Genomic DNA, 12,562 nt, shown 5'->3' on the forward strand with positions numbered 1-12,562 from the left:
CCGCGCCGTCAGCCGATGGGGCGGAGCGTCACCTCGGTCGGGCCGGTGCCGAGCGGCAGCGTGACGCCGCCGCGCTCCGCGGTGCCGGTCGCCGGTGCATAGTCGCGGCCGCGCGGCGTCGTACGGGTGACGAACAGCCGCGCCCGTGGCGTGTGCGCGTCGGCGGGGTCGAGCGTCAGGACGATCGTGCCGTTCGAAGGTGTGTAGCGGGCCGCGGCGATCCGTCCTGCTTCGAGCGTGATCCACTGGCCGGCGGGCGCGACGAACAAGCGCGTGCGCGCGCCGTCGCGCGGCCGGATCGTCACGTCGCCGCGCTCACGCGTCACCGCGCCGCCGAAGCCGAGCCAGCCGAAGGTCGGATCGTCCACCAGATAGGTCGAGACCGCATAGGCGTGCGCGAAATAGCCCATGCCGTAATCGCCGCTATACGGATCCCAGCGCATCCGGTCGGGCCAGGCGTGAAAGGCGGCAGAGGCGAAGCCGTCGCTGTCGATATTGGTGATCCCGCCCATCAGCCCGCCGTAGGCGACGCGCAACAGGTGCAGGTCGGCGGGGTCGCGACGGAACGAATCGAACAGCGGCAAGGCGTTGTTGGTCGATCCGTAATGATGGATCTGGCGTTCGATGCGCGGATATTTGCCGCCGTACAGGAAGTCCCAATAGCGGCGCGCATTGCCGTTATAGCCCCAGCTCGGCACCGCGGGATCATAGCCCAGGATCACCTCGCGCGTCTGCACCGCCTGGCGGTCGTGACCGAAGTGGCGCAGCCAATCGTAGACTTCGGGCTGGCCGGTCGAATCCCACGCCATCTCGCTGCCGAAGGGATAGCGCAGCCCCGCCCAATGATCGGCGCGGCGGCGCATCAGCGCCTCGATCGTGTCCGCCTCGGCGGTCATCCCCTCGCGGCGCAGATCGGCGAGGATGTCGAGGAAGACGTTGCCCTCCATCTGGCCGAATTGCGTGTAATGCGGCGCGTCGCGCATCATCGCGACGATCGTCCGCTGCGCCCAGCCGAGATACCAGCGCCAATCGTGGCGCGTCACCAGCCCGTCATGGTTGCGCGCCAGCCGGTAGAGCACCCAATGGCCGATCGCGACATGCGGATAATTGTACGAGCGGCCGAGGTCGCCGGCCTGTCTGGCGCTCCACGCGGTCCAGCTCTTCCATTGCGCGGGGTCGCGGTAGAGCGTCGGGAATCGCGCCGGATCGTAATAGAACAGGCTCTTGCGCACGCCGCCGGCATGCGGCCCGTCGGCGACCTGCAGCCGGCCGACCACGGTTTCGTCGACCAGCCGTTCCAGCTTGGCGACCTCGCCGGGCGCGGGATTGTCGAGCTGCTTCATCATCGCCGCGACCCAGCTCCCCGCGCCGCCCTCGTCGCTCATCCCGGCGATCCACACGCGCGGCTCGACGTCGACGATGCGCTGCGCCTCATGGTCGTAGGTGAGGATCGCCGGCGTCCGGCCGAACGGATCGTCCTTGCCCTCATACCATTGCCGCGTCGTGGCGAACCGGCCGAGCACCGCCATCGTCGCATCGAGCGGGAGGGTGACGTAATAGCTCACCGTCTGCCGCTGGCCGTCGGCATAACGCAGCGTCAGCCGCGCCGGGCCGAAGCCGTGGCTGGTCACCGCCAGCCGCGTCCAGCCGTGGACCGTGCCGTCGCGCCGCACCGACAGCGCGCCCGCCGGGCTGCTGTCGATCGCGGCGATCGCGGCGGGGGCGCGGACGAACAGCGTCGCGGGCTGATCGGTCGGCACGACATAGCCGGGAATGCCGATCGCGACCGGGCGCCGCTGTGCGATCAGCGTTGGCTCGATCGCGCGGATCGACGGCGCGGTGACGAGCCGCAGGCCGATCTCGATACTGGCGCCGGGCGCGATGGTGCGGCTGGTGGGCACGTTCCACTGTTCGCCGGCGCCGCGCCATTCGCGTTCGGCGAAGCCGCGCGAATGGACCAGCCAGTCGTAGAAGCCCTCGAACGTCTGCTTGCGCGGCGTCTTCTCGGTGAAGACGCTGCCGGCGGGCGCATCCGTGGCATCGGCGAGCGGCGCATAGGCCTCGAACGGCGTATCGCGGCCGGGCAGGACGAGCAGCGCCGGTCCCTTGCCGCTGAGCCGCGTCACCTGAAGATAGCCGGCGTCGCGGCCGATATAGGGATCGGCGAAGCTCGCCTGCGCGTGCGCCTGGTCGAGATCGCGGCCGGTAATGATGTTGTCGAACGCCATCGGCAGGCCGAGGCCGCCGATCTCGACCGGCGCGTTCGAACGGTTGGTCAGGCGGAAGCGCAGCCCGAGCGCGCCGCCCGCCGCGACCCAGCGCCGCTCGACGGCGAGCGGGATGCCATCGCCCATGGTCGCGGTGATGTCCGCCGCGGCGATCGTGCCGCGCGCCGCCGGCAAGGGCCGGATCGGCCGGCGGCGGTGCGCCGAGCCGAAGTCGCGCCACGGCCCGTTGCCGCTGCGCAGGCGGATGTCGATGTCGCCGACGTGATTGTAGCCGTCCCCCGCCCGCTCCACCTCGCGCGCGGTCGGCACGAAGCTGAACCCCGGCTCCCCCGCCGGCGACAGGCGGGCCAGCGTCTGCGTATCGGCGCGCAACGTCCCGCGCAGCGCGCCCACCGCGAACGGCGTGACCGGCATCGCCGGCGCCGCGCCGACGAGGAGAAGCGCGGCGAGCGCGGGCAGGCGGGGGAGCGTCATGCGGGCCTTTGCAATCGGTCGCCGCCGGCATCCCGGCAACGGGAGCACGATCGATACGCAGGAATATATCCGTATACAATATCCGCCGAAGCGATTGACAGGCGTTGCAATGGCATGATCGTATACCGCGGATAACGGGGGATGAGCGATGGTATCGCGGCGGGAGGTGATGGTGGGGGCGGCGGCGGTGACGCTTGCCGGGCGCGCGGCGGCGGCGACCGGCGGTGCGGGGCCGGCGCGGCCGCTGCCGCTGACCGCGGTGCGGCTACGGCCGTCGGACCAGGCGACGGCGGTGGCGGTCAACCGGCGCTATCTGCTGCGGCTCGAGCCCGACCGGCTGCTGCACAACGTCCGGCTCTATGCCGGACTGCCGCCGAAGGCCGCGATCTACGGCGGATGGGAGAGCGACACGATCGCCGGCCATACGCTCGGCCATTATCTCAGCGCTTTGGTGCTCGCCTGGCAGCAGAGCGGCGATACGGAGTTGCGCCGGCGCGCGGACTATATCGTCGACGAGATCGCCGCGGCGCAGGCGAAGCGCGGCACCGGCTATGTCGGCGCGCTCGGGCGCAAGACCAAGGAGGGCGCGATCGTCGACGGCGAGGCGATCTTCCCGGAGATCGCGCGGGGCGAGATCACGTCGGGCGGGTTCGATCTCAACGGCTCGTGGTCGCCGCTCTATACCGTCCACAAATGGCTCGCCGGGCTGCTCGACGTGCATCGGGCGTGGGGCAATGCGCAGGCTCTGGCGGTGGCGGAGGGGCTGGCGGGGTATATCGCGCGCGTCTTCGCCGCACTGACCCCGGCGCAGGTGCAGACGGTGCTCGGTTGCGAATATGGCGGTCTCAACGAAAGCTATGCCGAACTCTATGCGCGGACCGGCGCGACGGAGTGGCTGCGGATGGCGCGGCTGATCCATGACGACAAGGTGCTCGATCCGCTCGCGCGCGGCGAGGATCGGCTCGCCAATCTCCACGCCAATACGCAGGTGCCCAAGCTGATCGGCCTCGCCCGGCTGCACGAGGTGAGCGGCGGCGATCCCGCCGCGGCCCGCGCCGCGCGTACCTTCTGGGAGGCGGTGGTCGGGCATCACAGCTATGTCATCGGCGGCAATGCCGACCGCGAATATTTCACCGCGCCCGACACGATCGCCGAGCATATTACCGAACAGACCTGCGAGCATTGCAACACCTACAATATGCTGAAGCTCACCCGGCAGCTGTGGGCGTGGCAGCCGGACGGCGCGCTGTTCGACTATTACGAGCGCGCGCAACTCAACCACGTGATGGCGCAGCAGGACCCGGCGACCGGCGGCTTCACCTATATGACGCCGCTGATGAGCGGCGCGACGCGCGACTTCTCGACCACCGCCGACGACGCCTTCTGGTGCTGCGTCGGTTCGGGGATAGAGAGCCATGCCAAACATGGCGATTCGATCTTCTGGGAAGGCGCGGATGGGACCTTCTACGTCAATCTCTACACCCCCGCCGATGCCGACTGGGCGACGCGCGGCGCGCAGGTGACGCTCGACACGCGTTATCCGTTCGAGCCTGAGGCGACGCTGACCTTCACCCGGCTGCGCCGTGGCAGTTTCCCGGTCGCGCTGCGCGTACCGGGCTGGGCAAGCGGGACGGCACAGGTCACGGTCAACGGCACGCCGGTGACGCCGGTGCTGGCGCGCGGCTATGCGACGGTGACGCGGGCATGGCGCGCGGGCGACCGGATCGCGATCACGCTGCCGCTCGCGCTGCGGCTGGAGCCGGCACCGGGCGACGCGCGCACCGTCGCGGTGCTGCGCGGACCGCTGGTGCTCGCCGCCGATCTCGGCGCGGCGGAAACGCCATGGGAGCAGGCCGATCCGGCCTTGGTCGGCGGCGACCTGCTCGCCGGCTTCACGGCCGGCGATCCCGCCGCCGCGCGTTACGCGACGCACGGCGTGCTGCGGCCCGGGGATCGCGACTTCGTGCCCTTCTATTGCCAGTATCGCCGGCGTAGCGCCGTCTATTTCCGGCGCTTCGACGCAGCCGAATGGACGCGCGAGGAGGCGGCCTACACCGCCGAACAGGCACGCCTGCGCGACGTGGCGGCGCGCTCGGTCGACGTCATGCACCTCGGCGAGATGCAGCCCGAGCGCGATCATGGCCTGACCAGCGCCACCTCCTATCCCGTGACCTATCGCGGGCGCACCGGCCGCGATGCGCGATCGGGCGGCTGGTTCGAATGCACGATGGCAGTCAGGCCGGGGCCGCTGCTGTTGCAGGCGAGCTATTGGGGCGGCGAGCGGCCGCGCGACTTCGACCTGCTGATCGACAACGTCCGGATCGCGACGCAGCATCTCGGCAACGATGCCCCGGGGCGCTTCGTCGACGTCGCCTATCCGCTGCCCGAGGCGCTGACCCGCGGCAAGCGCACGGTGCGCGTCCGTGTCGTGCCGCATGACGGCAGCACCGCCGGGCCGGTGTTCGGCCTGCGCATCTATACCGCCAAACCGGGAGAGACCGTATGACCGATCACGCCGGCGTCCCGATGACGCTCGCCGCGCTGCGTGCGCTCGCCCGCGCCAAGCTGCGCGCGGTGGGCCTCGCCGAGGATCATGCCGAGGCGGTGGCGGAAACGATGGTCGCCGGCGAGCGCGACGGCTGCGCCAGCCACGGCATCTACCGGCTGCTCGTCGCCGCGGCGAGCGTCAAGGCGGGCGTGGTGGTGCCCGATGCGGTGCCGGTGGTCAGCCGGCCGGGCAAGGCGCTGGTCCGCGTCGACGGTGGCGGCGGCTTCGCGCAGCTCGCCTTCGCGCGCGGTCTGCCGGTGCTGGTCGCGGCGGCGCGCGAACACGGCATCGCCGCGCTGGCGCTCAACCATGTCGTCCATTTCGCCGCTTTGTGGCCGGAGGTGGAGGCGCTGGCGCGCGAGGGGCTGGTCGCGCTCGCCTGCACGCCGTCGCATGCCTGGGTCGCGCCGGCGGGCGGCACGCGGCCGGTGTTCGGCACCAACCCGATCGCCTTCGGCTGGCCGCGGCCGGCGGGCGATCCGTTCGTCTTCGACTTCGCGACCAGCGCGGTGGCGCGCGGCGAGATCGAGCTGCATCGCCGCGCCGGCCTGCCGGTGCCGGAGGAATGGGGCTATGATGCTGCAGGCGCGCCGACCACCGACGCCAAGGCAGTGCTCGACGGGGCGATGCGCACCTTTGGCGGCCACAAGGGGTCGGCGCTCGCCGCGATGGTCGAGCTGCTCGCCGGGCCGCTGATCGGCGACCTCACCAGCCGCGAATCGCTGGCGCTCGACGACGGCCGCGGTGGATCGCCGGTCGGCGGCGAGCTGATCGTCGCGATCGACCCTGCCGGCTTCCTGGGCGAGGCGACCGCCGCGCATCTCGCGCGTGCCGAGGCGATGTTCGCGGCGATCGAGGCGCAGGGCGCGCGGCTGCCCTCGGCACGGCGCTATGCGGCGCGCGCGCACAGCCTGTCGGACGGGGTGGTGGTGCCGGCGGCGCTGCACGCCGAGATCATGGCGATCGGAGCGGCGGCATGAGCGGCGCGGTGATCGCCGCGCTCGCGCTGCTCGCGACCCCGGTCGCGGCGGCGCCCCAGACCGGCGGTGCGGACGCGCGGTTGCGGGCGCTCTACACCGCCGAATACGCCTGGCGGAAGCAGCAGATGCCGCCGAGCGAGGACGACGACAAGAACAGCGCGCGCAGCCTGCCCGACGTCGGTCCGGCGGCGCAGGCAGCGAAACTCGCGCGCTGGACGCAGACCGCGACGGCGCTCGCCGCGATCCGTCCCGCCGCGCTGTCGTCGGCGGCGCGGGTCGATTACGGCGTCTATGCCGCGCAGATCCGCGCCTTGCTCGCCGAACAGCGGTTCCGCGATTACGAGATGCCGCTGACCTCGGATTCGAGCTTCTGGAGCGATCTCGCCGATCAGGCGCGCGAGCCCTTCTCGCGCGCCGAGGATTATGGCCGCTATCTGACGCTGCTGCGCGCCGTTCCGCGCTATTTCGACCAGAATATCGCCAATATGCGGGCCGGGCTGGCACGCGGCTTCACCCCGCCGAAGGTGACGCTCACCGGTCGCGACATCGGCGTCGCGCAGGTGGTGGAGGCAGGGGCCGGGGAAAGCGCGCCTTTCTATGCGCCGTTCCGTACGATGCCGGCGACCATGCCCGCCGCGACGCAGGCGAAGCTGCGCGCCGAGGCGCTGGCGGCGTTGCGCGACGCGGTGGTGCCCGCGTATCGCCGGCTGCTCGCCTTCCTGCGCGACGACTATATTCCCGGGGCACGCACCTCGCTCGCGGCCTATGACCTGCCCGACGGGCGTGCTTATTATCAGTCGAAGGTCGCCGAATATACGACGCGCGACCAGACGCCGGCGCAGGTCCATGCGATCGGCCTCGCCGAGGTCGCGCGCATTCAGGCACGGATGCAGCAGGTGATGGCGACGGTCGGGTTCAAGGGCGACCTGCCCGCGTTCCTAGCGATGCTGCGACGCGATCCGCGTTTCTACGCCAAGACGCCGCAGGACCTGCTCGACCGTGCCGCCTGGATCGCCAAGAGCTTCGACGGCAAGGCGGCGCGCTATTTCGGGCGGCTGCCGCGCGCGCGCTTCGCGATCAAGCCGGTGCCCGCCGATCTCGCGCCTTTCTATACCAGCGGTCGCGGTGGGCCGGGGGTGTATCTGGTCAACACCTACGATCTGCCGTCGCGCGCGCTCTATGCGCTGCCGGCGCTGACGCTGCACGAGAGCGCGCCGGGCCACGCCTTCCAGATGCCGCTGGCGGCGGAGAACCACGACCTCCCCGCCTTCCGCCGCGAGACCTATCTGTCGGTCTATGGCGAGGGCTGGGCGCTGTATTGCGAGGCGCTCGGCGAGGAAATGGGGATGTATGAGACGCCCTACGACCTGTTCGGCATGCTGAGCTACCAATCCTGGCGCGCGTCGCGGCTGGTGGTCGACACGGGTATTCACGCGATGGGCTGGAGCCGCGAGCGCGCGCAAGGCTATCTGCGCGACCACACCGCGCTCGCCGATCACGAGATCGAGACCGAGGTCGATCGCTACATCGCCTGGCCGGGACAGGCGCTGAGCTATTATACCGGCGAGCTGGCGATCCTGGCGGCGCGGCGCCGGGCCGAAGCCGCGCTCGGCCCGCGCTTCGACATCCGCGCCTTCCACGACACCGTGCTCGTGCTGGGATCGGTGCCGATGCCCGAACTCGACCGGCGGATCGACGCCTTCATCGCCGACGGCGGCAAGGGGCCGTATCCAGAGGAGGGGCGCTAAGGGCATCCGGCGTCCGGTTGCTTCGACAGGCTCAGCACCAACGGTGATCGGGCGCCCCCCCCGGGTGCCGCAAGCGATGCCGCCGCCTCTGGTCTCCCGTGCTTCGACGGGCTCAGCACGAACGGTTGGTGGGCGTGCCCCCGTTACGAGCCGTCAGGGCGTTAGACTCTCCGGATCGAACGGGCGGTCGATCGACGGTTGCGGTTCGGTGAACCAGGCGGCGCCGTCCTCGGTGACGTGGAAATGGTCTTCCAGCCGGATGCCGTAGCGCTCGGGAACGACGATCATCGGCTCGTTGGAAAAGCACATGCCCGGTGCCAGCGGCGTCGTGTCGCCGCGGACGAGATAGGCGGGCTCGTGGATCGACAGGCCGATGCCGTGGCCGGTGCGGTGCGGCAGGCCGGGCAGGCGATAGTCGGGGCCGAGCCCGGCACGCTCCAGCACTGCGCGCGCCGCCGCGTCGACCGCCTCGCAGGGCACGCCGGGCCGCACCGCGGCGAAGGCGGCGGCCTGCGCCTCCTTCTCCAGCGCCCAGGTCGCGCGGATGTCGTCGTCGACGCGGCCGAAGGCGTAGGTGCGGGTGATGTCCGACTGGTAACCGTGGATCGCGCAGCCGGTGTCGACCAGCACGAGCTGGTCGTCGGCGAGCGCCTGATCGCCGGGCAGGCCGTGCGGGAAGGCGGTCGCGGTCCCGAACTGCACCGCGCAGAACGTATAGCCCGGCGCACCCAAGGCGCGATGCGCGTCGTCGATGAAGCGTTTCACCTCGCTCGCGCGGATGCCGGGGGCGAGGATGCGCGCGGTGCGGCGGTGAACCTCCAGCGTCATCGCCTTGGCCTGTGCCATCAGCGCGAGCTCGGCGGGCGATTTGATCATGCGCAGCCCGTCGATGATGCCGGCGCCGTCGGTCACCGTCAGCGTCGCGCCGAGCCGCCGCGCGACCGCGAACGGCAGCAGCGGGTCTAGCGCCAGCGTCGCGCCGGCGGGCAGCGCGTCGACGACCAAGGCGACCGGATCCGCGTCCTCCTCCCACAAGCGGATATCGGCGGCGATCTCCAGCTCGGCGACCAGAGAGCCGCGCTCGAACGCCGGGCAGATCACGATCGGCTCGCCCGCGACCGGCAGCAGCAGCGCGACCAGCCGCTCGGTCGGCGACCAGCCGACGCCGGTGAAATAGCGCAGCGACGCGCCCGCGGTGACGAGCAAGGCGGCGGCGCCGCTCGCCGCGGTCGCGGCGCGGGCGCGGGCGAGGCGGTCGCTGCGCTCGCCGGCGCCGATCACCGGCGCCGGGTCGCTCCAGGGGGCAAGGATGGCGAGTTGCGCCGCTGCGGTCGATCCGCCGATGGTCATCGTGTTGCTCCGAAACGGTTCAGGGAAAAGGGGGCGAGGTCGATCGGCGCGGGCTGGTCCGCAACGAGCGCGGCGACGATCTCGCCCGTCGTCGCCGCGAGCGTCAGACCGAGATGCTGGTGGCCGAAGGCGTAGAGCAGATTGGGCGCGCGGGTCGAACGGCCGATTGCGGGAAGATAGTCGGGCAGGGTCGGTCGCGCACCCATCCAGCGCGTGAACGGCGGCCGCATCGCCAGTCCGAGCGCCTGCACCTGCGCCTCCAGCCGCTGCCATTTGCGCGGGTCGGGCGGTGCGGCGGCATTGCCGAATTCGACGAAGCCCGACGCCTGCACGTGACCGGCATAGCGGGTGACGATCATCGAGCGGTCCTCGAACACCAGCGGCGGGCAGTCGGCGGGCCAGGCGTCGGCGGCGGCGCGGATGTGATAGCCGCGCTCGGCGATCAGCGGCGCCACGTGGCCGGCGGCGGCGACCAGCGGCGCGCTGCCGATGCCGGCGGCGACCACCACCAGATCGGCGGCATGGCCCGCGACTGCGGCGCGGCCGTCGCGGACGGTGAGCGTCGCGGCGGCGCGGACGATGCGGCCGCCGGCGGCGATCAGCGCCGCCTCCAGCGCGGCGGCGAGCGCGGCGAGATCGGCGACCTGGCCGCTGCCGGAAAAACGGATCGCACCGGCGACCGGCACTGCCGCCACCGCGGCGATCCGGGCGCGATCGTCCGGCCCCGCATCGGCGATCGTCGCGACGCCGGTGTCGGCCGCGTGCCACGCCGCGGCGCCGCGCGCGGCGCTGTGCTGGTCGTTCCAGACGACGAGATGGCCGTCCTCGCGGAGCAAGGCAGGCGCGTCGATTGCCGCGACCAGCCGCCGCCATGCGGGCATTGCGGTGGCGAGCAGGCCACCCAGCGCGGCGCTGCCGTGACGGAAGCGCGACGGCCGGCTCGCGGCGAGATAGCGCGGCAGGAAGCGCAGCCAGTCGCGCGCCATCGCCGGCGGCAGATCGAGCGCGCCACCCGCGGCGAAGCGGCGCCGCCACGCGCTCGCCACCGACGCCGGCGAGGCGAGCGGCGCGACCTGCTCGACCGCGATATGGCCAGCGTTGTTCCACGACGGCGCCTGCCGGTCGGCATCGCGATCGATCACGGTGACGGCATGGCCGGCGCGGGCGAGCGTCACCGCCGCCGACAGCCCCACCACACCCCCGCCGAGAATCGCGACCTGCCGTTGCATCATCTTGTCCTTGCCGCGCTTCTATGACTTGGTATACGATATTCCACAGACGATAGAGGACGCAAGCAGCATGACGATCGGGTGGAGGGGCGTTTTCCCCGCGGTGACGACCCAGGTACGCGAGGATCTTTCCATCGATCTCCCTGATACGCAACGCGTCGTCGACGATCTGGTGCGCGACGGCGTCACCGGCGTGATCGCGCTGGGCACGGTCGGCGAGAACAATTCGCTCGACTTCGACGAGAAGGTGACGACGCTGACCGCGATCGTCGAGGCGGTGGCGGGCCGCGTGCCGGTCGTCACCGGCGTGTCGGAATACGACACGCGTCGCGCGGTGCGCTATGCGCAGGCGGCGGAGAAGGCCGGGGCGGACGGGCTGATGCTGCTGCCGCCGATGGTCTATGTGCCCAAGCCGCACGAGCTGGTGAACCATTTCCGCGGCGTCGCCGAGCAGACCGGCCTGCCGATCATGCTCTACAACAACCCGCCCGCCTATCGCACCGTGATCGATCAGGAGGTGCTGACCGCGCTGGTCGAGGTGAAGAACATCGTCGCGGTCAAGGAATCGGCCCCCGACACGCGCCGCTTCACCGACTTCCGCAACGCCTTCGGCGATCGCTACGTGCTGTTCGCCGGGCTCGACGACGTCGCGCTCGAAGGGCTTTTCCTCGGTGCGCAGGGCTGGGTGTCGGGTCTGACCAACGCCTTCCCCAGGGAATCGGTCGAGCTGGTGCGCGCGTTTGAGCGCGGCGATCACGCCAAGGCGATGGAAATCTATCGCTGGTTCATGCCCTTGCTCCACCTCGACGCCGAGCATGACCTCGTCCAGTCGATCAAGCTCGCCGAGCAGGTGATGGGCCGCGGGTCGGAGCGGGTGCTGCCGCCGCGCTACGTGCTGGAAGGCGCGCGCCGCGCCGAGGTGATCGCGATGGTCGAGAAGGCGGCGGCGACGCGGCCGGCGCTCGGCTGAGCCGCGGAGCGATGCGCCACACCTTCTTCTGCATCGACGGTCATACCGCCGGCAATCCGGTTCGCCTCGTCGCCGGCGGGGCGCCGCTGCTGAAGGGGGCGTCCATGTCGGAGCGGCGTCAGGACTTCCTGGCGCGCTTCGACTGGATCCGCACCGGCCTGTGCTTCGAGCCGCGCGGCCACGATATGATGTCGGGCGGCTTCCTCTATCCGCCGACCACGGCGGACGCGGATATCGGCATCCTGTTCATCGAGACGAGCGGCTGCCTGCCGATGTGCGGGCACGGCACGATCGGCATCGTTACCTTCGGGCTGGAGCACGGGCTGATCCAGCCGGCGACGCCGGGGCGGCTGCGCGTCGAGGTGCCCGCGGGAGTGATCGACATCGCCTATGAGACGGCGGGCGACAAGGTGACCGCGGTGCGGATCACCAACGTCCCCTCCTATGTCGCCGCGACGGGGATCGCGATCGATGTCGAGGGGATCGGGCCGCTGTCGGTCGACGTCGCTTATGGCGGCAATTATTATGCGATCGTCGAGCCGCAGGGCGGCTATACCGGGCTCGACGATCTCGGCGCCGACCGGATCATCGCGCTCAGCCGCAGCGTCCGCGCGGCGGTGCGCGCCAAGTTCGAGCCGGTCCATCCACTCGATCCGACGATCCGCGGCGTCAGCCACGTGCTCTGGGCCGACCAGCCGAGGGGCGAGGGGGCGGACGGTCGCAACGCGGTATTCTACGGCGACAAGGCGATCGACCGGTCGCCGTGCGGCACCGGCACCTCGGCGCGGCTCGCGCATCTCGCCGCCAAAGGCGTGCTCGCGGTCGGCGACCGGTTCGTTCACGAGAGCTATATCGGCAGCCGCTTCGTCGGTCGCGTCGAGGCGACGACGACGCTCGGCGACACGCCGGCGATCGTGCCGTCGATCGAGGGTTCGGCGATCGCCACCGGTTTCAACACGATCTGGATCGACCGCGCCGACACCTTCTGGGAGGGATTCCAGGTCACGTGAGCGCGCGGCATTTTGGCGCCATGTG

At 71.0% G+C, this 12,562-nt stretch carries 8 protein-coding genes; 5 read left to right on the forward strand and 3 right to left on the reverse strand.

The window, feature by feature from the left end; genetic code table 11:
* Positions 1–8: 8 nt before the first annotated feature.
* Complete coding sequence (locus AC07UH_RS02935) at positions 9–2,702, reverse strand: DUF5695 domain-containing protein (RefSeq protein WP_495179391.1); 2,694 nt, start codon at positions 2,700–2,702, stop codon at positions 9–11.
* Positions 2,703–2,850: 148 nt separating this feature from the next.
* On the opposite strand from AC07UH_RS02935, the gene AC07UH_RS02940 reads away from it, so the two are divergent.
* From AC07UH_RS02940 to AC07UH_RS02950, 3 genes are read left to right on the forward strand one after another with little or no spacing between them, the layout of a single operon-like run.
* Positions 2,851–5,208, forward strand: a complete 2,358-nt coding sequence (locus tag AC07UH_RS02940) for a beta-L-arabinofuranosidase domain-containing protein (RefSeq protein ID WP_495179390.1) — start codon at positions 2,851–2,853, stop codon at positions 5,206–5,208.
* Positions 5,205–6,230 carry an Ldh family oxidoreductase gene (locus AC07UH_RS02945; protein ID WP_495179389.1) on the forward strand — a complete coding sequence of 342 codons (1,026 nt, stop codon included), beginning with the start codon at positions 5,205–5,207 and terminating at the stop codon, positions 6,228–6,230. Before AC07UH_RS02940 ends, AC07UH_RS02945 begins: the two co-directional genes overlap by 4 nt.
* Entirely contained in the window at positions 6,227–7,978 is a 1,752-nt protein-coding gene (locus tag AC07UH_RS02950) for a DUF885 domain-containing protein (RefSeq protein WP_495179388.1), read from the forward strand. The genes AC07UH_RS02945 and AC07UH_RS02950 overlap by 4 nt, the downstream gene beginning before the upstream one ends.
* Before the next feature lie 153 nt (positions 7,979–8,131).
* Here AC07UH_RS02950 and AC07UH_RS02955 read toward each other — a convergent pair whose 3' ends face one another.
* Both AC07UH_RS02955 and AC07UH_RS02960 read right to left on the reverse strand, forming a co-directional pair.
* On the reverse strand, positions 8,132–9,328 hold the full coding sequence (locus AC07UH_RS02955; RefSeq protein ID WP_038663732.1) for a M24 family metallopeptidase: 1,197 nt from the start codon (positions 9,326–9,328) through the stop codon (positions 8,132–8,134).
* A complete protein-coding gene (locus AC07UH_RS02960) occupies positions 9,325–10,557 on the reverse strand; it encodes an NAD(P)/FAD-dependent oxidoreductase (protein WP_495179387.1) in 1,233 nt (410 codons plus the stop codon). Before AC07UH_RS02960 ends, AC07UH_RS02955 begins: the two co-directional genes overlap by 4 nt.
* A gap of 70 nt (positions 10,558–10,627) precedes the next feature.
* On the opposite strand from AC07UH_RS02960, the gene AC07UH_RS02965 reads away from it, so the two are divergent.
* The gene (locus AC07UH_RS02965; protein WP_137897521.1) at positions 10,628–11,527 is read left to right on the forward strand and encodes a dihydrodipicolinate synthase family protein; all 900 of its coding nucleotides are present in this window, start codon (positions 10,628–10,630) and stop codon (positions 11,525–11,527) included.
* A gap of 11 nt (positions 11,528–11,538) precedes the next feature.
* Positions 11,539–12,537: a 4-hydroxyproline epimerase gene (locus tag AC07UH_RS02970; RefSeq protein ID WP_495179386.1), complete on the forward strand. Its 999-nt coding sequence runs from the start codon at positions 11,539–11,541 to the stop codon at positions 12,535–12,537.
* The last annotated feature ends 25 nt before the right edge of the window (positions 12,538–12,562 follow it).

Source organism: Sphingomonas sp. GW821-FHT04B01 (assembly GCF_059420425.1).